This window comes from Halopenitus sp. H-Gu1, assembly GCF_041821145.1.
Lineage (GTDB): Archaea > Halobacteriota > Halobacteria > Halobacteriales > Haloferacaceae > Halopenitus.
This window is the reverse complement of record NZ_JBGUBC010000003.1, coordinates 17232-39626: the sequence shown is the minus strand read 5'-3', so window position 1 is coordinate 39626 and position 22395 is coordinate 17232. Positions and strand designations below refer to the sequence as shown.

Sequence of the window (22395 nt, the reverse complement as noted above, 5' to 3'; positions counted from 1 at the left end):
GCCACCAGGCCGTCGATCGGCAAAAGCACGCGGGTCCGACCGGAACGACGAACGCGTTCGAATCCGCCTCAGTCGACGAGGGGCGATGTCGGGAGGGTTAAGTGAGCGTCGAAGGTATCCGCGAACGTGCACTCGAGGATCCGACGCGCGGGAGGATTCGCCGCCGTGGCGTTGCTCTCGCTCCTCGCTCCAACACTTGGCGTGGCGGCGGCGATCCCGTTTCTCGCCGTCGCCGGGGCGGCTGCCTTTCTCATCCGGGAGGGACCCGCCTTCGAGCTGTTCGCGCGGCCGGGCGACAGACGGGATGGGCGGTTGAACGGCCTCGCCGGGTTCGCGCTGGCAGCGGCGGGACTCGGACTGTTCGCGACGATCCCCCGGGTCGCGATGCCGGTTCGCGTCTATGCGGCCGCGATCATCCTCCTTGCGGTCGGCAACCTCGGCCGGCAGATCGCGCGTTCTGCGACCGACGAGGAGTTCCTTCAGGCGTCTGCCTTCGTCGCAGCGGGAGCCCTCGCGGGGACCCTCGCGCAGATGGCGATCGTCCTCCAGACGGGAGCAACGATCGACGTCCCCCGATTCGTATTCCTGGCCGCCGTCGGTGCGCTCGCCGCGGCGCTTCTGCGTGCGATGCTACTGGCACGGGACGACCCGATCGTGATGATCTCGATCGGATTCCTGCTCTGGCTGTTCGACACGCTCGTCGTTGGAGTGACCGTCGAGGGGATCGTCCTGGCGCTCGGGGTCACGATCGCGCTCGGGTACGTCTCCTACGCGCTCGGAACCGCGTCGGTACCGGGCATGTTGACCGGCGTACTGCTCGGACTGCTCACGATCATTCTCGGCGACGTCGGGTGGTTCCTCGTTCTCATCTCGTTTTATGCGATCGGCGGGCTCGCCTCGAAGTTCCGGTTCGAGCAGAAGGCCGAACGCGGCGTCGCTCAGGAGAACGAGGGTGCCCGCGGGACCGGAAACGTCCTCGCCAACTCCGCGATCGCCCTCGCGGCAGTCGTCGGATACGCAGCGACGGTTCATCTGTCGATCTCGGGCGTCGTCTTCGCGCTCGCGTTCGCCGGGGCGGTCTCGACCGCGATGGCCGACACGCTGGCCTCGGAGATCGGCGGCCTCTACGAGCGACCGCGACTGGTGACGACCCTCGAGCCCGTCCCGTCCGGGACCGACGGCGCGATCACGGTTCAAGGGGAACTCGCGGGACTCGCGGGAGCCATGCTCATCGGCGCGCTCGCGGCGATGGGGATGCCGATCGGTCCGGCGTTCCTCGGCGGTGCGGTCGTCACGGTAGCCGGCTTCCTCGGCATGACCGTCGACAGTCTGCTGGGCGCGCTCGTCGAGGGCGACCGGATCGGCAACCAGACGGTGAACCTACTCGCGACGCTCGCCGGAGCGATCGTCGCCGCGGGATGTACCCCGTTGGTCGTCGGATGACCGATCATCGTAAGGAAAACTCGCGCGTTCGACCCGTCCGCGAGTCCGATTCTGCCGCCGTGTCCCGGCTCCAGCGATGGCTCGACAACCCCTCACCAGAACTGCTCGAGTTGGGACTACGAGCGGAGAGGGCAACCGGGATCGGCGTCCTCGTCTCGACGGCCCAGGAGAACAATGAAAGAGAGGCTTCGACCATCGTTGGCTACCTGCTTTTCGCTGACGGGGCCGACGATCGACACGTCGCCGAGCTAGTCGTCGCTCCCGAACATCGCCGATCGGGACGCGGGCGCGAACTACTTGAAACGGCGATCGCGGGAAGTCCGGGACCCATCACGGTGCTCGTGGCGGCCGACAACGATGCCGCTCGGTCGCTGTACGCATCGTGTGGTTTCGAGGCGAGAGAGCGGAGACCGAACGAGTACGGCGAACGGGACGGTCTCCTGTATCGACGCGATCGATAGAAGGACGACGACCGTTCTGCGTCCGACTACGCCTCGACGCGGAGATCATCGACCGTGCGGATACGGGTCCCGACCGGCCGTTTCACGAACGAGCCCTCGCTACGGCCAAAGAGCTGTGAGACGCCGCGTTGAGCGGCGATATCGAGCAGTCGCTGGGAGATCTCGGCGTCGACGACGAGCGCATGTGGGGGGTCGTCGGCTGCCTCGAGCGCGTCAAAGGCCTCCGCCGAGTCGACCTCCGAGATGACGCCGGCATCCCTATCGAGAAGTCGAGCACGACCGCTGTCGGCCGCGACGATATCGCGTGCGTGCTCTTCGATCGTCCGAGGACGCCCCTTCTCGGCGGTGTCGATCGTCGTGTCCTCGGTCGAGTCCTCCCCGTCCGTCCCGGATTCCGAGGCGGACTCGACGGCTCCGGAATCGGGTTGGACATCCGAGCCGTCGGACGCGTCGTCGGCGCGAGCGTCCACATCGGCCGACGCACCGTCGGCATCGGAAACGCTCGGTTCGTCGGCCTCGTTTGGATCGGTCGATTCCTCCCCGACAGCATCGTTCGCAGTCACGTTCGCGTCGTCGGATTCGGACTCAGTGTCCGATTCCGCAGGGGTCACCGAGTCGGCCTCAGTCGTCGGCGACCCCGCCCGAGGGTTTCCGATCGCCTCGCTGACGTCCGATTCCTCGGTCAACGTCTCTCGTGGGACCTTTCCGCGAAGGGCCTCGAGGACCTCGCCGCGGTCGAGGTCCTCGACGGACTGGCCGGCCGGGGCGAACGCGACGTAATCGACCTCGCCGACCTGACCCAACTCGCGGAGGATCAATTCGCCTCCCCGGTCGCCATCGAGAAACGCCGTGACGGTTCGATCGCGAGTGAGTTCGGCGACGGCGTCGGGAACGTTCGTCCCCTCGACGGCGACGGCATTCTTGATGCCGGCCTCAAGTAGCGTCAACACGTCCGCGCGTCCCTCGACGACGATGACCGCATCGGAGTCGGCCACGCGGGGTCCGGCCGGCAATCCCTCGTACTCGTCGATTCCCTCGATCCGGGCGGCATCGCGGACCTCCTCTAACACTTCGTCGCTCGAGAGGACGGTCTCCTCGAAGCTGCCGGCGAGTAGTTCCTTCGCGCGATCGACGACTTCCCGGCGTTTGGTCGCACGGACGTCCTCGATCCGCGTGACCTCGACGGAGGCCCGACAGGGGCCAACGCGGGTGATCGTCTCGAGCGCGGCGGCAAGGATCGCCGTCTCGACTTTATCGAGGCTCGAGGCGACGGTCACCTCCCCGAACGATTGTCCGTTTTCCGATTCGATCGCGACGTCGATGCGACCGACCTTCGATGCCTGCTGGAGGTCCCGGAGGTCGAGTTCCTCCCCGAGAAGGCCCTCCGTTTGGCCGAAGACCGCCCCGACGACGTCGGACCGTTCGACGACGCCGTCGGCGGCGATGGTCGCGTGAATGAGATATTTTGCAGTGTCTTCCATGGCTTCGAATCCTCGTGATTGATGATGATCGTGATGGTCGCCGACGGGATGCGGCGATCCGCGATCCTGGCGGCGATCGTGAACTGACGGACTGACCCGTCATCGCACTTATATACGGTCGTGGCTCGGAAATAGCTGTCGTACCGACGATCATTTCGGCTCAAGGAGAGGTCGAGGCGACGACGATGTTGCATCGAAGAACGGTCGAGACGACGGAAGAGGCTCCATCAGAGGCGTTTTCGGCGTTCGGTTCTCAAACCACACGGACGCAAACGATTCCGGGAGGGATACCTTTAGGACGATCACGACGAGCGTTACAGTAAATGGTGTCACGAGATCTGCTTTGGATCCCCGTCTTCGCGCTGCTCGTCGCGTTCGCAGTGCCATGGTTCATGTGGGGAATGGACACGATCGTCGCCGGACTCCCGATCTGGCTGTGGTGGCACATCGGATGGATGATACTTTCTGCGGCGTGTTTCTACTGGTTCGCGTCCGGCGCGTGGGACCGGGCAATGGGAATCGATCCGGAAGAGGACGCCGGCGTCATCGAGCGTCGAGAGGGGGCCTCAACTGAATCGGAGGGTGAACCACGATGAGCGCGGTCTTGGAGATCGGAATCATCGTCGTCTACCTGTTCATCGCGCTGGCGATCGGACTTCTCGCCTACCGCGTCTCCGGGGCGGGAGCTGAGGATTACTACCTTGCGGGGCGATCGATCGGGACGCTCGTGTTGTTGTTCACCACGTTTGCGACGCTGCTTTCGGCGTTCACCTTCTTTGCCGGTCCGAACATCGCGTACGCCACGGGTCCGGAATGGATCCTCGTGATGGGCGTGATGGACGGGATCATCTTCGCGATCCTCTGGTACGTCATCGGCTACAAACAGTGGATCATCGGTCGGCGTCACGGATATATGACCCTCGGGGAGATGCTCGGCGACCGATTCGGGTCGTCCGGCCTGCGTGCGCTCGTGGCCGGCATCAGTCTCATGTGGCTGTTCCCGTACGTGATGCTCCAGCAGATGGGCGCCGGCGAGGCGATCACCGGGTTGACCGACGGGACGATTCCCTACTGGGGCGGGGCGGCGCTTATCACCGCGTTCATGATCATGTACGTGATGCTTGCGGGAATGCGCGGGGTCGCCTGGACCGACACGATCCAGGGACTGTTCATGCTTTCTATCACCTGGATCGCGGTCGGCTGGGTGCTCGCCGCAGTGGGCGGACTCGATGCCGCCACGGGCGCGATGGTCGAGGTGAATCCCGACTTCGCCGCTCTCGGTGGGGGAATCTACACGCCGCAGTTCATCATCTCCTCGGCGGTCACCATCGCTTTCGGCGTGACCATGTTCCCGCAGATCAACCAGCGGTTCTTCGTCGCCGAGTCGTCCCGCGTGCTTAAGCGATCGTTCGCTCTGTGGCCGGTGCTCGTGCTCTTGCTTTTCGTTCCCGCGTTCCTGCTCGGATCGTGGGCGGCCGGTCTTCCCCTCGACGTCCCCGAGGGTGCAAACGTCCTCCCGGTGCTTTTGACCGAGTACACCCCGGTCTGGTTCGCGGCTCTCGTGATCGCCGGCGCGATGGCCGCGATGATGTCCTCCTCGGATTCGATGCTGCTTTCGGGGTCGTCGTATTTCACCCGCGACCTCTATCGCCCCTTCGTTCGACCGGACGCGACCGACCGGCGCGAGGCGTGGATCGCCCGGATCGGCGTCGCCGTCTTCGCGACGCTCGCGTTCCTCGCGAGCCTCACACGACCGGGGACGCTGATCGAGGTCGGCGACACCGCATTCTCCGGATTCGCCCTGTTGTCGCCGGCGGTGATCGTTGCGCTCTACTGGGAGGGGACGACTCGAACCGGGATGATCGTCTCCGTCGTGGTTCCCCAGATCGTGTATCTCGCACACGTCCTCCTCGAGTCGCTCCCGCTCCCGTTCACCGACGCGCGCGTTCCCCTGCCACGCACCTACGCCGGTTGGGACGTCGCGCTCGGGTTGATGGTGCTTGCCGCCGTGCTCGTCGTCGGCGTCTCACTTCTTACCGAACACGTCACCGACGAGGAGGTCTCCCGGTTCACCCTGCCGGCTGATTGAAGCGACGGCCAAACGAGGCCACGAGCGTCGCAGGGTCGGCGTCTCGCGATCGACCGCAGGCCGGACTCCACAACGCACTTACGGGACTCACTCCCACGATTCGGTATGTACGCAGTCGTGGGGGGCGGGATCGCCGGGCTCGCGGCCGCGCACCGCCTCCAGGACCACGGACTCGACGCCCACGTCTATGAGGCCTCCGGCGATATCGGCGGCCTGGCCGGCGTCTACGAGACCGGAGGCGATCCGATAGAACGATTCTACCATCACCTCTCACGGTCCGAGGAGACGATACTCGAACTGGCCGAGGAACTCGGTATCGACGACCGCATCGAATGGCGGATCGGGAAAAACGCCTACTACGTCGACGGTGTCGTCCATCCCCTCGATACGCCCTGGCAGATCCTCGCGTATCCCCACTTGAGTCTCTACGATACGTTTCGGCTCGCGGCCCTGACGAAGGAGGTCGATCTTCGCGGGGGGATCCCCGCCTTCGACACCTACGATGACCTGAGCGACTTCGAGGACGTGCCCGTCCGCGAGTTCCTGATCGAACACACTACCCGCGGCGTCTACGACCGTTTCTTCGAGCCGCTCCTCGATGCGAAGTTCGGCGACAGAAAGACGGACGTCTCGGCGGCCTGGCTGCTCGGACGCATCAAGTTCCGCGGGGAACGCGATCTCCTCCGCGGCGAAGTGCTCGGGTATTTGGAGGGCTCTTTTGGCGTCCTCCTCGACGCGCTCGTCGACTCGGTGGATCGTGAGAACGTGACGACGAACGCCCGAGTTACGGACATCGGATTCTCAAACACGGAGGCGACCGCGAGGTCGAGCGGGGAGACGAAGACCGCGGAGACGATCACCGTCGAGACGCCGACCGGTACCACTACTCGCGAGATCGAGGGCGTCGTCGTTGCGACGATGCCGAACGTGCTTGCGGAACTCACGGGCCATCAGTGTGCGATCGACTTTCAGGGTGCGGTATGTGCGGTCCTCACGATGGACGAGCCATTGACGAACACCTACTGGCTCAACGTCGCCGACGAAGCTCCCTTTGGTGCCCTGATCGAACACACCAACTTCGTCCCTCCGGAGCGATACGGCGACGATCACCTGCTGTACGTCGCAAGCTACGTCCAGTCGCCCGAGGAGCAAAATTGGCAGGCGGACGACGACGCGCTCGCGGATCGATGGCTCTCGGGGATCGCCGACCTCTTTCCGGACTTCTCGCGTGACCGCGTCCGTGACATCGAGATCGCTCGAAACCCGCGTGCGGCGCCCGTCTACGAACGAGGCTACCTCGACATGGTGATTCCCTACGATCTGGCCTCAGAGGGGCTCGCGGGCGTCTACTACGCCGGCATGGCGAGCCGAGCACAGTATCCCGAGCGGTCGCTGAACGGTGGCATCGTCGCCGGACGCGAGGTGGCGGATCGGATCGCAACGGAGGACGGCGACGGGAACGGGGACGAAAACGCCGGGTGAACACTCACAGCCCGGTCGGATGATCGATGAACGTCGTCTCAAGCCCCCACTCCTCGAGGAGTGTCTGAATCGACCGAACCCCGAACGTCTCAGTCGCGTAGTGGCCCGCCAGGAACACCGAGAGCCCAGCCTCCCGCGCCTCGTGATACACCTTCTGTTTCCCCTCGCCGGTGACGAGCGCATCCGCACCCGCCTCGACCGCCTCGTCGAGCCAGTCGGCGCCGGAGCCGGTGAGGACCGCGATGCGCTCGATCCGATCGGGGCCAAACTCCATCGCTCGCGTCGGACGTTCGCTTCCCTCGAAGGCGTCGAGTGATCGCGCCAGTTCCGCCGCCGAAAGCGGGTCAGAGGTCGTTCCGATCGTCCCGATGTTGACCGGTCCCAGTTCGCCGAACGGCTCACGGTCGACGACTCCGAGTTCGTCGGCGACGCCAGCGGCGTTCCCTAGCTCCTGGTGACCGTCGAGCGGAAGGTGTGAGACGTATAAGGCGAGGTCGTTCTCGACGAGTGCGGCGATTCGATCGTACTGCCTGTCGGTTACGCGTTCGATCCCGTCCCAGGAAATGCCGTGATGGGTGATGAGTACGTCCGCATCGGCGTCCGCAGCCGCCTCGATCGTCGCCTCCGCGGCGTCGACCGCAACCGCGACCCGATCGATGGAGCCCGAATCGGGTCCGACCTGGAGACCGTTCGCACTCGCGTCGACGTCGGCGTAGTCTGCAGTCGAAAGCGTCCCATCCAGGCGCTCGACGAGCGTCGAAAGATGCATGGAGAGCGATTTCACGCGAATCGACGTAAAAACGGCGACCGCGAGCGGGACCGTCGAGTCAGCACCAGTCCAGTAGAAGACGAGTTATTCGGACGCGGTCTCGGAAACGGTATCGTCGGCGCTGTCGTCCGATCCCTCCGGACTTCGGGGTGAACGCGTTGCATCGTCTCCGGGGCGACTGGGGGGTGCATCAAACTCGGGATCGAACAGCTCGAGGGCAGTATGGATCGTGGTCCAGTCGTCCTCGCCGGCGGCCTCCCGAAGCGACTTCGTTGGTGCAGCGAGCAACTGGCCAACAAGCGAGTCCGCAAGCGCCTCAAGCGTCTCGCGCTGGTCGTCGGTTAATCCGCCCTGTGCCTCGAGTTTCGAGACGGCTCGGTCCAGTTCTCGGGCTTTCACCCGATCCGCCGACTCGTACATCGCGGCGATGGCGTCGTCGGCCCGCTTGCGTTTGAACGACTCCATCAACCGATCGAACTCCTCGTCGATCATCGCCTCGACCTCGCGTGCCTCGGTCTGTCGTCGCTTTCGGGTTCGCTGGGTAACCGACTCCAGTGCGTCGATGTCGTAGAGTTCGACCCCATCGAGTTCGGCTACCGCAGGATCGACGTCTCGGGGCCTGGCGATGTCGACACAGACGATCTCGTCCGTCTCGGACAGCGCATTTGGGTCGACGATCGGCTCCGGACTCCCGGTCGCTGAGACGACCAGATCGACGGTCGAAACCGCCTCCTCGAGAGCGTCGATCGACGATGCCTCGGCGTCAACGTCGAGATCGGCAACGATCTCGTGTGCTCGAGACACCGTTCGATTCGCGACGTGGATCCGTGAGACGTCGGTGTCATCGAGCGCCCGTGCCGCAAGCGTACTCATCTCGCCCGCGCCGATCACGAGCGCCTTCGCGTCCGTGAGGTCGATCTCGTCGGCGGCGAGATCGACCGCCGCGGATCCCAGCGAGACGACGCCCTCGTTGATTGCCGTCTCCGTTCGAGCCCGTTCTCCGACGTGGATGGCCTTCGTCACCGCGTCCTCAAGGATCGGACCGATCCCGCCGGCCGCACGGGCCGACTCGAACGCCTGTCGCACCTGCCCGATGATCTGGTCCTCGCCGAGTACGATCGACTCGAGGCCCGCGGCGACCCGCATCAGATGGCGAATCGCTTCCTCGTGGTCGAGATGAGAGATGGCACCCTCCCGGACCTCGGGTGCGAACGACGAGAGCACCTCGCGCCCGTCGGCCGCATGGTTCGTTACGACGTACGCCTCCGCCCGGTTACACGTCCGAATGGCGAACGCCTCCTCGACGTGTGGCCGTGCGAGCAGATCGGAGACGATCCCCCGGTCGGATTCGCCGCCGGCCGCGTCGATCTCGTCGATGCTCGCCCGCGCATGGGCAACACTGACTCCGGTGATCACTCCCGTCTCGGTCATGGCCTATGTGCCTTCCTCTCGATTGGTCCGCATTCCGTCCTCGTTACACGTCCGTTCGACGATCCGTCTCGCCGTTTGACGGGGATTTGTCCCCCCAACATGTAAAGCCTTCCAAACGTCAGGCGATCGGACCACGGATCGGATCGCCTCTCGGCGCGTGTCGGGATCCACGTCCCGGTCGGCAAGTTCCGTTCGCAACTCGGCGGTTATCCGTGCCAGCTCACCGGCACCCTCGATCTCCGTTTCGATCCGTTCCCGGAGGTGACGGGCCAACGCCGGACTGTTCGCGCCGGTCGTGATCGCCACCGTCACCGGTCCGTCCTCGATCGTCGCCGGAACCACGACGCTCCCGGCGTCTCGACTCCCGGATTCGTCCGTCCGGTTAACGAGCGCCCCGTGCTCGCGGGCTGCGGCCTCAGCCGCCGCGTTCACCGCCGGATCGTCGGTTGCGGCGATGACGAGAGCGGGGGATGTTCGGTCGACCCACTGCCGTAGGTCCGACGGATCGAGGGAGTGACGGACGAGTTCGATCGATGAAGCGACAGCCGTGGATCGATCGGTATCGTCGAACCCATCGGCATCATTGGATCGGTCCTCATCTCCGGATCGGTGGGCGGAACGGTCGTCCGCGAGCGATCGTAGCGCATCGGCAAACGTCGGGCTCACGACGATCACCCGTGCCTCGGCGGCAAACCGCCGGACCTTCCGCGTTGCGACGGTCCCGCCGCCGACGACGAGGACGGTTTCATCCGCGAGATCGTGGACGAGCGGGATCATTCACGCGTGGACGAGGGCTCGGATGACGAGTCCGTATTGCTTTCGGCTCGCTCGTCGAGTCGGATACCCGTTTTCTTGAGTATGCGGGTCGAAAAGAGCGTATCCCAATCGTCGGGGTCCACCTCCCAGAAGTCCTCCATCGTCCGTTTGACCTCCTGGATGCGACGTTCGCTTTCGGCCTCCGTCCGGCCGTGTGTCATCGCGAAGAAGTTGTACTCCCAGACCCCCTCGTGACGGGGTCGCTGATAACAGTGTGTGACGAACCCGAGGTCAGCCACCGCGGGCCCGACGTCGGGGAGCACCTCCTCGGGGACGTCCCAGACCGTCATTCCGTTCTCGGTGTAGCCGAGCGCGTAGTGGTTCGGTATGACGCCGATCCGGCGCACCTTGCCCTCCTCGTTGAACCGCGAGATCGTCTCGATGACCCACTCCGGATCGGCGTCGATCGTCTCGGCGACGTCGGCATACGGGGTCTCCGTGATCGGGAGTCCCCCTTGGATCTCGACGACGAGATCGCGTTCGGCCGGGGTGAGCGTGTCACGGTCGCTGGGCGTCACCGAGGGGCCGAGGTGGGAGCAATCGAGATCGCCATCAGGAATCGGCCCATCCACCAGAAACGTGGCGCCGACGTGGAACTCCCGGCGTTTCGGGAGGTCGTAGGTCTCCTGGCCGGTCGCCGTCTCGATCCGAGAGAGCACCTCCGCGATCCGGTCGCGGCCGTCCTTGTCCGGATCGGGATGATCGGCGACGCTTACCACGAACCACATGTTGAGGTGCGGGTGCTCGCGCTCGTAGTTATGGGCGACCTCCGGAAAGTCGTTGACTATCTCGGTGATCTCGTCGTAACGGTCCTCGGGAGCGTGCATGGCGACGAGCGAGGCCGCGCCGCCGATCTCCTCGGCGTTGACGAGCGCGCCGAACCGCGAGAGGACGCCATCCGAATCGAGCGTCCGAACACGTGCGCACAACTCCGGACCAGTCACCTCGATTCCTCGATCCGAGAGCGCGGCCGCCGCCGCATCGAACGGATGCGAGACGACCGGAAATCCGCCCTGAAAGCCGTTGATGATCGCTCGGTCGAGCGTCGAAAGCTCCGCATCGACCCGTTTCATGCCCACACGTGGGGGCGCGTCGGGATTAAGCCGTTCGGAGCGCGGCGCGAGGACGAAGCCGACACCGATCGGGACCGAAACGTCGCACACTCACTCCACGAGGTCGTTTGCGATGTCGGCAAGCGAGCTTCGTGGGCCCGAATCCACGTCGTAGATCGCTCGTCCACCCGGAATTCGAAGCCCGTAGGCGTCGCCGGGAACGAGCACGTCGAGCAACAGCGGATCACCCTCCTCACCGTCACACTCCCGGAGCCACTCGACCAATCGGTTTTCTCCCTCTCGCGGCGAGCGAGCGAGTCGTCGGTTCTCGAACGCACCGCGAAGCACTCGACCGCGGGAGTCGACATCGATCCGGGCGTAACGCGTCTCGCGATCGATGATCAGCCGAAACACGTCCTCCCGCTCGAGATCGAGTCGATCGAGAGAACCGGACTCGAGGTGCCGATCGAGCGCCGAATCGTCGGGGAGACGAACGCACGGACGACGCGTTCCGCCGCTGCGAGCGAGATGAACTCGAACGGAGGGAACGTCTTCGTCCCCGGAGGTGAAACGCGCCATGTACCTGCGGATCCGTTACTCGTCGTCCGCGTCGTCCGCATCGTCCGCGTCGTCGGCCTCGCCGAGAGTCGCAGCGACGTCACCCTCGCTGTCGACGACGGAGACGTTTATCTGTGCGATGTCGTCGGCGATCTCGGACCCACGGACGGTAACACGCTTTCGCTCGCCCTCCTTGGTCGGTTTGTACCCGACGCCGCCATCGAGGAGGAGTTCCTTCAGGCTCGTGCCGGGAACGTCCGAACGCATCGGTCGGCCCGTCTCGTCGGACCCGCCCGTGATCTCCAGCGTGGAGCCATCGAGGCCCACTGCGGATCCGTCGACTTCCTCGTCGAGGTTTCGACCGAGGAACCGGTTCGCGTCCTGTCCGTCCACTTCGAGCTGATACGTCTCACCGACCTCCGGGTCAGCGACGACGATCTTGAATTCTGCCATACGGCCATTCACTTCCCCGCCGAGTAAAAGTACGTCGAAACCACTTCCTCGCGGATGCTCATCGAACCGACTCGACCGTCGTCGATCCGTCGGTCCACGGTCCAGCGGCGAGTGCGGACTCAAGCGCCTGTGTCACCCGCCCGGGATCGTCGGGACCCCCGACGTCGAAAACGCATCCGACGGAGTCCCGTTCGAACGGAACCTCGAGAGCGTCATAGAGTGGTTCGAGTACCTCGACGAGTTCGTCAACGTCGGATCGAACTACCGTGAGACAGCCGGCAACGAGCGACGCATCGCGCCGAACGCGCTGGGCAATTCCCCCGACCTTGCCGCCATCGACTGCACGGATCGAGTGGCTCCCCGGACAGTAGGAGCCGTCCGGTTCTCCCTCCTCGACGTCGGCTCCGAGCACATCGAGGGCGTCCATGATCGCCTCCGAGACCACAGTATACCGGTGCGTCATTCCCGAACGCATGTCCGCGATCGGGATCGCGACCGCGAACGCGACGGTTCTTCCGGTGTAGGCGACCGCCCGTCCGCCGACCCGTCGCTCCACGGGAAGAAAGCCGTACGAACGGGCGATCCGTGAGGCCTCCTCGAAACCGTCGGAACGAACGTCTCTGCGACCGAACGCGATCTGACGGTGTGGAGTCCAGACGCGTACGGCCGCTTCGCCGGTGTCTGCAGTCCGTTCGAGCAGATCGGCCGTCCACCTGCGATCGGCCTCGCGGGTCGAAGCACGGCCACGGACCACACGCATGCTTGGTCGTCGACCCCGGAGACGGATAAGGTGGTCGCCGTGTCGACCACGTTTCGGTGGCGATATACCCCCGGCGTGCCACGAGCGGATGATGACGGAGCGGGAAACGGAGACGGTAACGGTCCCTCGGGAAGTCATCGAGCGATATCCCCGGTTCTCGCTATACAACTCCCCGTACCCGGCACACGACCGCGGGTACGCTATCGATCTCTATCCCGGGACGGGGATCGGTATCTCCCCCGTCGACGGCGTCGTACGCGAGACGCGAACCGTCGGCTGTCCGGATCGCCAATACGCTAGCGATCACGATCACGTGATCGTGGTCGATGTGGATGCCGGTTGGAGCGGGGCCGCCGGCGTCGATCGACCGCTGACCGCCAGGATACTCCACGTCGATCCCGCGGTTCGCTCCGGCGATCGAATCTCCGTCGGCGATCCTCTGGGATCGACGGTTCGATCGGGTTTTTTCGGACGCTGGGTTGACGACCACGTCCATCTCGAATTCCGCGAACGGGAGGCCAACCCATTTCGGGCGAGCGGATCGATACGCGTGGCTGCCGACATCGACGTCGAGCCAGTTCCGTGGAACGGACGCGGAACAGTCATCGAGACGGGGCCCGCTCACGCGCTGTTGGACGCGCCAGCGGAGTCAGTTCCGGATCGGGAATACGCCGCGGTCGCGAGTGACGAGGGAATGCCGATCGACGGCGGCCTCACACATTACGCCGGTGGCGGAGCGCTCTCGAGGGACGTTCGTGACGGATCGTCGCGTAGTGACGGCGATGTCGGTCAGGATCTGTCGCTTCTCGGGCGACGGATCGGAACCGCCTCCGGACGAAACGTCTCCTGGACGGACGTCGACGTCCTTGCGAACGGCGAGCGAATCACCGGAATGTCGCTTTTCGTGGCGCGAGGGTCGTCACTCGGCGTTAAGCTCGTCTGTCCCGATAGGCACTTCGAGATCGGAACGGACGTGAGAGTCTCGATCCGCGAAAGTCGGAACCCGATCCGGCTCGATGTCGGTCAGTGAGAGCGGAGACCACGACGATCGCCGGAGCGAAGCGAGAGTCGGAGCGAAGATCGGAATCCGAAACGCAAGCGTATCCGGGTGCAACGCTGGCGAACAGCCGGCACACGCATCCCTCCCGCGGCGGCGTGCCGGACGCCCGCCTGAACCGCCGCGGAAATCGGGCTAGATCACGCGGCGGAGTGTGGCGGTATCGGTGATAAACCGTCGGACTGGAGGAGGATCGAGGCGGACGAAATCAGGAAGTGGAAGGGAGTTGGGTGGAACGGAGCGGAGAGAGGGAGTGCGAAATTGAAGGACGGAAAATAGGGACGAGGTGGATCCGGAATAGCCGCCGCCATCTATTCGGAACGATCACCGAGTACGAAGTCGGCCAGTGTCGGCACGAAGGTGCCGATGTCGGTCACCATCCCGACTGCCTGTGCGGACCCTCGATCGAGAAGCTGGGTGACCGTTGCAGGGTTGATATCGACACAGACCGTCTTGGTCGTCGACGGCAGACAGTTCCCGACTGCCACGGAGTGAAGTAGCGTCGCGAGCATCAAGACGAGATCGGCGTCCCGGGCCTGTTCTCGGATCGCGTTCTGTGCCTCCACGGCATCCGTGATCGTGTCCGGAAGGGGACCGTCGTCGCGGATGGAACCGGCAAGTACGAACGGCACGTCGTGTTTGACGCACTCGTACATCACGCCCTCCGTGATCACGCCGGTCTCGACGGCCTTCTCGATCCCGCCGACCCGGATTATCTCCGAGATCGTCCAGATATGGTGTTTGTGTCCCTTTCGCGGATGCTCGAGAGTGTCGACGTCCATCCCGAGGGAGGTTCCATAGATCGATCGCTCCAGATCGTGGGTCGCGAAGCCGTTTCCGGCCGAGATCGCGTCGACGTATCCTTCCCGAACGAGGCGAGCGAGAGCCTCGCCCGCACCCGAGTGGATGACCGCAGGTCCGACGACGACGACGATTTTCCCGCCCGCCTCCGCCGTGGCAACCAGTTCGTCCGCGACCTGACGGATCGTCGACTCCGAGGGGCGTTCCGGAGAGATACCCCCCTGCATGAATCCGAAGGGGCCCTCCGGTCCGCGGGGACGCTCGGGTGGGTTGACCCGGATTCCCGACTCGTCGGTCGCGACCAGATCGCCCGCCTCGATGGCATTGAGCACCTTCGTGTACGCACGAGGACCACCGTCCGCATCGCCGTGGGGTTCCACGACGAGCGCGCAGTCCATCTCGATATGTTCGACCGGGATCCATTCGTCGCCGTATCGGATCTCGGTCGGGTGGTTGGTCGTCGAATAGAATCCCGAGGGAACGACCCTGTCGGCAGGGGCGGGCTCCAGCGTGACGTTTGGTGGATCCTCGAGAACGGCGCCGTTCTGGTGGAGTTCATGGAGGATTTCGCGAAGCGTCACGTCGTCATCGGCGGTGACGCGCAACCGGCAGTAGGACTCGTCCGTCTCGTGTTTGCCGACCTCGAACGCCTCGACCTCGAAGGAGCCGCCGAGATCCATCACGGCGGTGAAACACGCCTGCATCCGTCCGGAGTCGATGATGTGCCCCTCGAGTTCGACGGTCCGTTCCACGCTCATATGCCCCGTTCAGCCCGAAGCGTAATCAGGGTACCCGATCGATCGGCCGAACGCCGCCGATGAGGACGCACAACTGAAAGATTCTTTGGCGGGCGTCCCGCGTTCTCAAGTATGACGAGTGTCAAGGAGTTCCGCGTCCTCGAGGCGGCGGCCGACGAACGCCTCGGTCGCGGGCAATTCGTCTTCACCGACGCCTACTCCGTGTTCGACTGGGGGCGAATGCCCGATCCGATCCCGAAAAAGGGCGCGAGCCTCTGTACGATGGGCGCGTTCAACTTCGAGCAGCTCGAGGCGGAGGGAGTGCCGACCCACTACCGCGGCGTGGTCGATCCCGCCGCCGAATCAGCGGAGGACCAGACGACGGAGGGGGCGGTCGTCGACCTTGAGGACGTCTCCGAGCCGCCGGTCGAGATGGCGATCGAGTTGACACAGGTCCCCGATCTCCCGTATCTGGGTGACGGCGATGGGTACGACTACGGGACCTACCACGACCGCGCCGGCGAGAACTACCTCGTTCCCCTCGAGGTCGTCTTTCGGAACACGGTTCCGATCGGTTCCAGCCTGCGTAAGAGGAAGGACCCCGCAGCGGTAGGACTCTCCGCGGACGAGTGGCCCGAGGACGTCGTCGAACTGCCGGAGCCGATCGTCGAGTTCTCGACGAAATACGAGGAACAGGACCTCTATCTCACCCGCGAGGAGGCTGACCGAATCGCCGGGACAGCCGAAATCGACGATCTCGAGACACTCGCACGCAAGGTGAATCGCGTGGTGACGGAGCGAGCCGAAGCGACCGGATTCACCCACGAGGACGGCAAGATCGAATGTCTCTACTTTGACGGCGAGCTTCGCGTCGCCGACGTCGTTGGAACCTTCGACGAGAACCGATTCGCCTACGATGGCCAGGAGGTCTCAAAGGAGGTCATAAGACAATGGTACAAACGCAACGACCCCGAGTGGGTCGAGGCGGTCTCGGTCGCGAAAGCCGAGGTCGCGGATCGCGAGGTCGCCGATTGGCGAACCATCTGCGCCGTCGATCCCGATCCGCTCCCAACCGGCGTGATCGAGGCTGTCTCGGGAATGTACGCGGCGGGAGCAAACGCCTATACCGGAACCGACCTGTTCGATTCCCCCTCGATCGAGGAAGCCGTCGACGCGGTTCGCGATCTCTAACGTCAGAGCATGCGCCACTCCTTGGTATCAGTCGTCGCTCCGGACCGGTCGTGAAACCGGCTCGCCGTCGATCGGGGCATCGGGGTTCGCCTTGCCGGCCACATCGGGTAAGCCGAGCTGCGGGTCGAGCGACGACGAGTCCGGACCGCTCTCTCCATCGCTCGAGGTGTCGGAATCGAGGGCGGTTCCGGATCGAAGGTGTACGCGACCCTTGTGGACGGCGACCTCGTCAGCCAGGTGTAGACGGACTGCCTCAAGCAGGACGTCCGCTTCCAGCGGCTGGCCGCGTCGACGGATCTCGCCCACGCTCGCGCCGTCGGGAACGTCAAAGGCGCGTTGGGCGATGATCGGACCCTGATCGAGATCGGTCGTCACGTAGTGGGCCGTAACCCCGGCGATCCGGACGCCGGCCTCCTTGGCCTGACGGTACGCCTGTGCGCCGGGGAAGGCAGGCAAAAGCGAGGGATGAACGTTGACGATCCGGCCCTCATACCGGAAGACGACCTCCGGTGAGAGGATCCGCATGTAGCGGGCCAACGCAACCAGATCGACGTCGTACTCGGCAAGTAGGTCGAGTAGCCGGTCCTCGTCGGGCGAGCCGTTCCCGTCGCCAACGTCGTAGAAGGGCTTGTCGTAGCGTTCGGCCAGCCCCCGAAGATCGCCACGATTGCCGACGACGACCGGGATCTCCGCCTCGTCGTCTTCGCCCTCGGTCAACTCGCCGTTGGCTTCCGCCTCGAGTAGCGTCTCGGGTGCATGGGTTTCCTTCGTGACGAGAAGGGCGATCCGTCGGGCGGTTCGGTCACTCGGGAAGCGAACCTGGATGTCGACGCCGAGATCTCGACCGAGATCCCCGAGCGTGCGACGGAGTTCATCGCTCGAGGTCTCCATCTCGCTGGCGTCGACCCGCATCGTCATTCGGAAGAGGCCGTCACGAACGGCCTGATCGAGGTCCTCGATGTTGATTCCCCGCTCGAACAGCACGGTGGTAACCCGCGCGATGAGTCCCGTCTTGTCTCCTCCGACGACGGTGATCTCGGTCAGTTCGCGTGTCATGCGCCGATCACCTCCGCGGGGTCGAGCGGATACATACACGCCCCGAAACGTCCCGGATGGTTTAGCACGTTTCGGTCGACGCAGCATCTGACAGGCCGTGACATGACGACGTGCGCTCGCGGAAATCGAACGCGACCGATCCCTCTCCGACCGACCCATTTTTGGATGGTCGCGTCCCCTGGGTAGTCGTGACGCTCGATCCGATCCACGTGGACAACATCGCGCGGCTCGCCTCCACCATCGCCGGAACGGTCGAGACGGCGGATCACGACGACCTCGCCGAGCGTGTGTGGTCGGAGTGGCTCCCGGAACTTCGCCGCGAGGGACGGGTGATCCTTGAGCCGGTCGACGAGCACGCGAGACGGCGCGTTACGATCGACGAGATCGCGCTTGTAGAGCGCCCCTTCGAGACGACCCACGGGCTCGATTCGGGGACGATCAACCCGACGACGTTCAAAAACGGTCTCGTCGTGGACGTCGCCCACGCCGCGATGGCCGTCGAGCCAACCGATCTCGATCTTCATCGCTCCCGGACGATCGTCGCCACGGTCCATACCGCCGACACGACAGTCGACCACGACACCGACTGGGGCCGACGCGACGAAGGGTACACCCAACAGCGTGTGCTACACGCACCGCGGGTGAGCCGATACGCGGAGGGTGTCGTCCACGCACTCGCGTTGTACCTCGCGGAGAGCAAACACGCGCTCGATCACGCCAACGCGGTGACGGACTTGCTCGTACTCGATGGCCCGATCTACCCAAAGGAGCTGTTCACGTGGGTCGATCGAGGTCCGGAACTGGGCGATCTGGCCCGCGAGGCAAAGCCCCACGCCGTCATCGAGAACTACGTTCGGTTGGTCGAGGAGTTTCACGAAGCCGGCGTTCCGCTCGTCGGCTTCGTCAAGAATCCCTCGGGACGGGCGATCACGCGGACGCTCACGAGCAACGGGATCGAGGCTCCCTGGCCCGACGACGCCGCATTGTTCACGCGACTGCTCGAACGTTCCGGGGATGGCGGCGGAACGCCGCCCCACGAGGGCCGCCAAACAGCCGAACTCACCGCCACGACGTGGTTCCACGCTCGCGGGGGGACCGATCGCCACCTCGCGGCCGACGGCGACGCACTCGGAGTCGAAAGACGTCTCGATCCGGCCCTCTATGAACCCACGTTCCTCGTGATCTACGATCCACGAACCGACGTGAGCTACAAACTGGAGGCGCCCTACGCGTTCACTCGGGATCCGGACACACGCCGGGCACTCACGACGCAGATCCTCTCGGAGGTGGCGGCCGAACGCGGCCCACCCGCGGCGGTCGCCAAGGCCGACGAGCTTGCCCGGATCGACGCCGGCGAAAAGGCGTCCATTCGCGAAAAATTCGAAGAGCAGTTCGATACCGATCGGCTCCGCTCGTACGACGACATCCGGTGGCCGGATGTCGACGGATGACGGAATCGAAAACGACGATCAAAACACCTGCTCGACGTACTGGATCGCGTAGATGGCACCGTTGTAGAATCCGTGGATCAGACACGGAACGATCACGTTTTCGGTCCGTTCATAGAGGTAGCCGAGCACGCACCCGAGGCCGGTCGCCACGACGGCGTACATGAGAGCCTCGCCGGGTGCACCGACCACGGCGGGAACGTGGATCAATCCGAAGATCGCGCTTGCGAGCAGGATCGACGGCCACATACCCCAGGCGCGCCGGAACAGTCCCTGAACGGTTCCGCGGAACAACAGCTCCTCACCGGGCCCGACGAAGACGATCGAGACGACGATCATATACAGAAAGTACGTGGGATCGGCGCGCCCCGGAAGCAGTGCCTGATTCTCACCCGTCGAGATGCCGAGAAGTCCGAACACGAACAGTGCCGAGAACTGCAACGCAAGTAGGATCACGGTCCCAGCGACGATCGTGGCCGCGTCCCGCCCGTCGAGGCGGTCGATATCGATCAACGATCGGTCGTCGGTGATCACGATATATCCACCGACCGCCATCAGAAAGCCGACGAACTGGAGGACGGTTCGAACGACCGTCTCCATCGGCGATCCGGCGGCGACCGCACCGGCGTCGACGAGGACCCGCGTGAACGGTTGGGTGACCGCGCTTGCGACGAGGAGTGCGCCGATGACGACCAACGCCCCCTGTCCGATGGCCCGTACGTGTTTCGCGTACCCCGCGTCCTCGTCGGCGCTCGACCCCCGTTCCATTGGAAGGGCGTACGCGAAGGGATCCTAAAGGCGCACCGAAACGGCCGATCGTGGTCGGTCAGTGGTCGGCGGAGACGACGAGGGTCCGTTTGTCGGAGACGGCATCGGCCTCCTCGAACTCGCCGCCGCCCAACAGCCCACGTGCGGCCTTTTTCCCCCACTCGACGGCGGGCTGAGTGAACGTCTCCACGTTCGCGAGTTCGCCGTAAAGAACGCAGGCGGCCTCCATACCGTACAGGAGTTCACCGAGTGAACGCTCATCGACGCGGTCGATCTCGATCCGGACGTTGGGCCGGTCGGCGGCCGCCAGGCTCGCCTCGGTCGCCTCGAACTCGGCGTCGAGCAACTCACCGAGCGATGACCCGCCGAGATACGCGAGCCCTTCCAAGTCCGTTTCCGGAATTCCAACGTCGGCGCGCTCGCGCGGACGAACGAGCGTCACGAATTTCTCCCGGGGACCCGCCCGGTAGAGTTGCAACTGGGAGTGCTGATCGGTCGCACCAAGCGCGCGGACGGGCGTTTGGCCCACCCCGTCCTTGCCGAGGCTTTCGGCCCACAACTGGGCGAACCACTCGGCGAAGGTCTCAAGCGACTCCGCGTACGGCATCATCGCGTTCGTGGACGCACCGCGTTCGGCGAGCGCGTACGAGATCCCCCCGTGTGCGTACGCTGGCGACTCATACAGCGATCCGGCAAGGCTCTCCCGTCCGTCTGCACCGCCGCGCAGGATCGCCTCGATATCGTGGCCCTGGAGCGCGGCAATGGCGAGCCCGACCGTCGAGAGCACCGAGAATCGTCCCGGAACGCCAGCCGGCACGTCCAGCGCGGGCAGATCATGTCGGTCGGCGAGTTGACGGAGGTTCCCCTCGGGACCGGTCGTGACGAAGGTCCGGTCGGTCCAGTCGACGCCGGCCCGGTCCATCGCCTCCCGAACGACGAGGAAGTTCGCGAGGGTCTCCGCGGTCGTCCCGGACTTCGAAACCACGTTGAGAACGGTCTCCGAGAGCGGTAGATCGGCGAGTAACCGCTTCGTGTCGTCGGGATCGACGTTGTCGAGAAAGTACGCATCGACCTCCGATTCGAGCGCATTCGCGAGCGTTGCGGCTCCGAGGGCGCTGCCGCCGATCCCGACCGTGAGAACCGCCTCCGGATCGTCATACCGGGCGATCGCGGACCGGATCGCGTCCGGATCCGCGGTCTCGGGAAGGTTCAGCGCCGCATAGCCGAACTCGTCGGTCGCCATGCCATCGGTTATCGTCTCGTGTGCGTCCGCGACACGATCGTCAAGCCGATCGAGGATCTTCGTCGTCACGCCCGGCGTCGTTCCGAGCGCGTTGCCGATGTCGACGTTCATACCGAAGAAGCGGGGGAGCAGAACTTAGGAGTTATCGTCCGGATCGACCACATGTCCATCCGCCTTCGTTGCCCCTCCGTACTCCTGGCGAGGAAAGGCCGCCTCACGGACGACCACATCACGATCAGAGGGCGTACACGCGCGTCGTCCAGAAGTCATCGAACGCGTCGGCAAGGGCCGCCTCGGGAGCGCCAGTCGAATCGGAGACGTCTGTCACGTCCGCGAGATCACGAACTTCGCCGAGGACGGTCCGCTCGCCGACGACGACGAGGCGATCGACGTTCTCAGCGATGGGGGCGAGGGTCTCTTGGACTGCATCGACGTGCTCTGCGATCTGCTCGTCGCGACGACGTTCAAAGCGCGCCTGTGAGAATCCGCCCTTCGAATGAGCCCCCTTCACGTCGCTTTCGAATCCCTCGAAGGAGACGCGTTCGATCGCCGCCGCGTCGTCGTCACTCGACACGTCCGCGTAGACCCCGACCGCGAAGACGTCCGATCGAACGAGCGCGAATCCGAGCCGCCCGGTCGGGAGGAACTGGTCCAACGGCAGGTCGAAGGCGTCGTCCCACCGAGCGGACGCCTCCTCGGGCTCGATCGGGGGACGCAAGGCGGCGCTGACGATTCCGCTATCGTCCGCGAGAACGATCGCCGGAGCAGCCCGGCGGACGAGCGGGACGTTCTCACCGAAGTGGTCCGCGACGGCCTCCGGAACCGAATCCCCGTTCGGAATCGTGGCGGTGAGAGCACCTTCGTCCCCGGTTTCGATCGCCGTCAGCCACCCGAGCAGGTCGCGGGTTCGCGCGCCGCGGGCGTCGCTCACGCGTCGAAAGTCACGGGTCGTCTCCTCGCCGGTCGCCCGTTCGACCCGGTCCTCGAGTTCCGTGATCCGGTCTTCAAGCTGGTTGACACGCTCCTCGGCGTCCTGTTTGTCGGCGACTGCCTCCGCTCGCCGTCCCTGTTCAGCCTCCAGTTGCCGCTCGAGATGGTGGTTCTTCTCCTCCAGCTCCTCGATCCGCGCTTTCAGTTCGGCCCGGCCGAGCAACTCATCGAGCATACTGACACGGAGGCACCGTCCAACTTAAAACGTCGCGTCCGAGTCAAGGAGGGGTCCCACGGAGCGTTCCGCAAACCGGGTGCGATCGAGAACATCGGTCGCCGGCCGGCGACTTTGTAAACGCTTATGCGTGC

General features: G+C 64.7%; 21 protein-coding genes. 8 read left to right on the top strand and 13 right to left on the bottom strand.

All coding sequences use genetic code 11. The annotated features are described in order from the left end of the window. The first annotated feature begins 126 nt into the window (after positions 1 to 126). Together ACERIT_RS03365 and ACERIT_RS03360 are read left to right on the top strand one after the other, a co-directional pair. Positions 127 to 1443: a TIGR00297 family protein gene (locus tag ACERIT_RS03365; protein WP_373673406.1), complete on the top strand. Its 1317-nt coding sequence runs from the start codon at positions 127 to 129 to the stop codon at positions 1441 to 1443. Beyond that, the gene (locus ACERIT_RS03360) at positions 1440 to 1904 is read left to right on the top strand and encodes a GNAT family N-acetyltransferase (RefSeq protein ID WP_373673405.1); all 465 of its coding nucleotides are present in this window, start codon (positions 1440 to 1442) and stop codon (positions 1902 to 1904) included. Before ACERIT_RS03365 ends, ACERIT_RS03360 begins: the two co-directional genes overlap by 4 nt. A 26-nt stretch (positions 1905 to 1930) precedes the next feature. On the opposite strand, the gene dnaG is transcribed toward ACERIT_RS03360, so the two are convergent. Beyond that, positions 1931 to 3385: a DNA primase DnaG gene (gene dnaG, locus ACERIT_RS03355; RefSeq protein WP_373673404.1), complete on the bottom strand. Its 1455-nt coding sequence runs from the start codon at positions 3383 to 3385 to the stop codon at positions 1931 to 1933. A 323-nt stretch (positions 3386 to 3708) separates the two neighbouring features. Here dnaG and ACERIT_RS03350 point away from each other — a divergent pair, with 323 nt between their 5' ends. From ACERIT_RS03350 to ACERIT_RS03340, 3 genes are all read left to right on the top strand, one after another. Beyond that, the gene (locus ACERIT_RS03350) at positions 3709 to 3981 is read left to right on the top strand and encodes a DUF3311 domain-containing protein (RefSeq protein ID WP_373673403.1); all 273 of its coding nucleotides are present in this window, start codon (positions 3709 to 3711) and stop codon (positions 3979 to 3981) included. Beyond that, positions 3978 to 5474 carry a sodium:solute symporter gene (locus ACERIT_RS03345; RefSeq protein WP_373673402.1) on the top strand — a complete coding sequence of 499 codons (1497 nt, stop codon included), beginning with the start codon at positions 3978 to 3980 and terminating at the stop codon, positions 5472 to 5474. Before ACERIT_RS03350 ends, ACERIT_RS03345 begins: the two co-directional genes overlap by 4 nt. A gap of 105 nt (positions 5475 to 5579) precedes the next feature. Next, entirely contained in the window at positions 5580 to 6956 is a 1377-nt protein-coding gene (locus ACERIT_RS03340; protein ID WP_373673401.1) for an NAD(P)/FAD-dependent oxidoreductase, read from the top strand. Between the two features lie 4 nt (positions 6957 to 6960). Here ACERIT_RS03340 and ACERIT_RS03335 read toward each other — a convergent pair whose 3' ends face one another. From ACERIT_RS03335 to ACERIT_RS03305, 7 genes are all read right to left on the bottom strand, one after another. Continuing rightward, a complete protein-coding gene (locus ACERIT_RS03335) occupies positions 6961 to 7725 on the bottom strand; it encodes a Nif3-like dinuclear metal center hexameric protein (protein ID WP_373673400.1) in 765 nt (254 codons plus the stop codon). A gap of 84 nt (positions 7726 to 7809) precedes the next feature. Further along, positions 7810 to 9156, bottom strand: coding sequence for a glutamyl-tRNA reductase (gene hemA / locus ACERIT_RS03330; protein ID WP_373673399.1), 1347 nt, complete (start codon positions 9154 to 9156; stop codon positions 7810 to 7812). Positions 9157 to 9159: 3 nt separating this feature from the next. After that, positions 9160 to 9933 (bottom strand): bifunctional precorrin-2 dehydrogenase/sirohydrochlorin ferrochelatase, encoded by a 774-nt coding sequence (locus ACERIT_RS03325; protein WP_373673398.1) that lies wholly within the window; start codon positions 9931 to 9933, stop codon positions 9160 to 9162. After that, complete coding sequence (locus tag ACERIT_RS03320) at positions 9930 to 11045, bottom strand: Lrp/AsnC family transcriptional regulator (protein ID WP_373673397.1); 1116 nt, start codon at positions 11043 to 11045, stop codon at positions 9930 to 9932. The genes ACERIT_RS03325 and ACERIT_RS03320 overlap by 4 nt, the downstream gene beginning before the upstream one ends. 90 nt (positions 11046 to 11135) lie before the next feature. Continuing rightward, positions 11136 to 11603, bottom strand: a complete 468-nt coding sequence (locus ACERIT_RS03315; protein WP_373673396.1) for a hypothetical protein — start codon at positions 11601 to 11603, stop codon at positions 11136 to 11138. 15 nt (positions 11604 to 11618) lie between these two features. After that, positions 11619 to 12035 carry a 30S ribosomal protein S6e gene (locus ACERIT_RS03310; protein WP_373673395.1) on the bottom strand — a complete coding sequence of 139 codons (417 nt, stop codon included), beginning with the start codon at positions 12033 to 12035 and terminating at the stop codon, positions 11619 to 11621. A gap of 58 nt (positions 12036 to 12093) precedes the next feature. Beyond that, on the bottom strand, positions 12094 to 12795 hold the full coding sequence (locus ACERIT_RS03305) for a biotin/lipoate A/B protein ligase family protein (RefSeq protein ID WP_373673394.1): 702 nt from the start codon (positions 12793 to 12795) through the stop codon (positions 12094 to 12096). A gap of 91 nt (positions 12796 to 12886) precedes the next feature. Here ACERIT_RS03305 and ACERIT_RS03300 point away from each other — a divergent pair, with 91 nt between their 5' ends. Next, positions 12887 to 13825, top strand: a complete 939-nt coding sequence (locus tag ACERIT_RS03300; RefSeq protein ID WP_373673393.1) for a hypothetical protein — start codon at positions 12887 to 12889, stop codon at positions 13823 to 13825. 338 nt (positions 13826 to 14163) lie between these two features. Here ACERIT_RS03300 and ACERIT_RS03295 read toward each other — a convergent pair whose 3' ends face one another. Further along, complete coding sequence (locus ACERIT_RS03295; protein ID WP_373673392.1) at positions 14164 to 15411, bottom strand: TIGR00300 family protein; 1248 nt, start codon at positions 15409 to 15411, stop codon at positions 14164 to 14166. A gap of 111 nt (positions 15412 to 15522) precedes the next feature. On the opposite strand from ACERIT_RS03295, the gene ACERIT_RS03290 reads away from it, so the two are divergent. Next, positions 15523 to 16581 (top strand): phosphoribosylaminoimidazolesuccinocarboxamide synthase, encoded by a 1059-nt coding sequence (locus ACERIT_RS03290; RefSeq protein ID WP_373673391.1) that lies wholly within the window; start codon positions 15523 to 15525, stop codon positions 16579 to 16581. A 27-nt stretch (positions 16582 to 16608) separates the two neighbouring features. Here the strand turns inward: ACERIT_RS03290 and ACERIT_RS03285 are convergent, their stop codons facing one another. Next, positions 16609 to 17637: a formyltransferase family protein gene (locus ACERIT_RS03285; protein ID WP_373673390.1), complete on the bottom strand. Its 1029-nt coding sequence runs from the start codon at positions 17635 to 17637 to the stop codon at positions 16609 to 16611. Between the two features lie 188 nt (positions 17638 to 17825). On the opposite strand from ACERIT_RS03285, the gene ACERIT_RS03280 reads away from it, so the two are divergent. Next, positions 17826 to 19088, top strand: a complete 1263-nt coding sequence (locus ACERIT_RS03280) for a DNA double-strand break repair nuclease NurA (protein WP_373673388.1) — start codon at positions 17826 to 17828, stop codon at positions 19086 to 19088. 18 nt (positions 19089 to 19106) lie between these two features. Here ACERIT_RS03280 and ACERIT_RS03275 read toward each other — a convergent pair whose 3' ends face one another. The 3 genes from ACERIT_RS03275 to ACERIT_RS03265 all read right to left on the bottom strand — a co-directional run bounded on the left by ACERIT_RS03275 (position 19107) and on the right by ACERIT_RS03265 (position 22261). Continuing rightward, positions 19107 to 19853 carry a lysostaphin resistance A-like protein gene (locus tag ACERIT_RS03275; protein WP_373673387.1) on the bottom strand — a complete coding sequence of 249 codons (747 nt, stop codon included), beginning with the start codon at positions 19851 to 19853 and terminating at the stop codon, positions 19107 to 19109. A 58-nt stretch (positions 19854 to 19911) separates the two neighbouring features. After that, the gene (locus ACERIT_RS03270) at positions 19912 to 21207 is read right to left on the bottom strand and encodes a glucose-6-phosphate isomerase (RefSeq protein WP_373673386.1); all 1296 of its coding nucleotides are present in this window, start codon (positions 21205 to 21207) and stop codon (positions 19912 to 19914) included. A gap of 124 nt (positions 21208 to 21331) precedes the next feature. After that, positions 21332 to 22261, bottom strand: coding sequence for a Vms1/Ankzf1 family peptidyl-tRNA hydrolase (locus tag ACERIT_RS03265; protein ID WP_373673385.1), 930 nt, complete (start codon positions 22259 to 22261; stop codon positions 21332 to 21334). Positions 22262 to 22395: the final 134 nt, after the last annotated feature.

Bases quoted from the DNA above. Each gene is read 5' to 3' on its own strand.
- ACERIT_RS03360 (WP_373673405.1), top strand. From the start codon at position 1,440: ATGACCGATCATCGTAAGGAAAACTCGCGCGTTCGACCCGTCCGCGAG.
- dnaG (WP_373673404.1), bottom strand. From the start codon at position 3,385: ATGGAAGACACTGCAAAATATCTCATTCACGCGACCATCGCCGCCGAC.
- ACERIT_RS03350 (WP_373673403.1), top strand. From the start codon at position 3,709: ATGGTGTCACGAGATCTGCTTTGGATCCCCGTCTTCGCGCTGCTCGTC.
- ACERIT_RS03345 (WP_373673402.1), top strand. From the start codon at position 3,978: ATGAGCGCGGTCTTGGAGATCGGAATCATCGTCGTCTACCTGTTCATC.
- ACERIT_RS03340 (WP_373673401.1), top strand. From the start codon at position 5,580: ATGTACGCAGTCGTGGGGGGCGGGATCGCCGGGCTCGCGGCCGCGCAC.
- ACERIT_RS03335 (WP_373673400.1), bottom strand. From the start codon at position 7,725: ATGCATCTTTCGACGCTCGTCGAGCGCCTGGATGGGACGCTTTCGACT.
- hemA (WP_373673399.1), bottom strand. From the start codon at position 9,156: ATGACCGAGACGGGAGTGATCACCGGAGTCAGTGTTGCCCATGCGCGG.
- ACERIT_RS03325 (WP_373673398.1), bottom strand. From the start codon at position 9,933: ATGATCCCGCTCGTCCACGATCTCGCGGATGAAACCGTCCTCGTCGTC.
- ACERIT_RS03320 (WP_373673397.1), bottom strand. From the start codon at position 11,045: ATGAAACGGGTCGATGCGGAGCTTTCGACGCTCGACCGAGCGATCATC.
- ACERIT_RS03315 (WP_373673396.1), bottom strand. From the start codon at position 11,603: ATGGCGCGTTTCACCTCCGGGGACGAAGACGTTCCCTCCGTTCGAGTT.
- ACERIT_RS03310 (WP_373673395.1), bottom strand. From the start codon at position 12,035: ATGGCAGAATTCAAGATCGTCGTCGCTGACCCGGAGGTCGGTGAGACG.
- ACERIT_RS03305 (WP_373673394.1), bottom strand. From the start codon at position 12,795: ATGCGTGTGGTCCGTGGCCGTGCTTCGACCCGCGAGGCCGATCGCAGG.
- ACERIT_RS03300 (WP_373673393.1), top strand. From the start codon at position 12,887: ATGACGGAGCGGGAAACGGAGACGGTAACGGTCCCTCGGGAAGTCATC.
- ACERIT_RS03295 (WP_373673392.1), bottom strand. From the start codon at position 15,411: ATGAGCGTGGAACGGACCGTCGAACTCGAGGGGCACATCATCGACTCC.
- ACERIT_RS03290 (WP_373673391.1), top strand. From the start codon at position 15,523: ATGACGAGTGTCAAGGAGTTCCGCGTCCTCGAGGCGGCGGCCGACGAA.
- ACERIT_RS03285 (WP_373673390.1), bottom strand. From the start codon at position 17,637: ATGACACGCGAACTGACCGAGATCACCGTCGTCGGAGGAGACAAGACG.
- ACERIT_RS03275 (WP_373673387.1), bottom strand. From the start codon at position 19,853: ATGGAACGGGGGTCGAGCGCCGACGAGGACGCGGGGTACGCGAAACAC.
- ACERIT_RS03270 (WP_373673386.1), bottom strand. From the start codon at position 21,207: ATGAACGTCGACATCGGCAACGCGCTCGGAACGACGCCGGGCGTGACG.
- ACERIT_RS03265 (WP_373673385.1), bottom strand. From the start codon at position 22,261: ATGCTCGATGAGTTGCTCGGCCGGGCCGAACTGAAAGCGCGGATCGAG.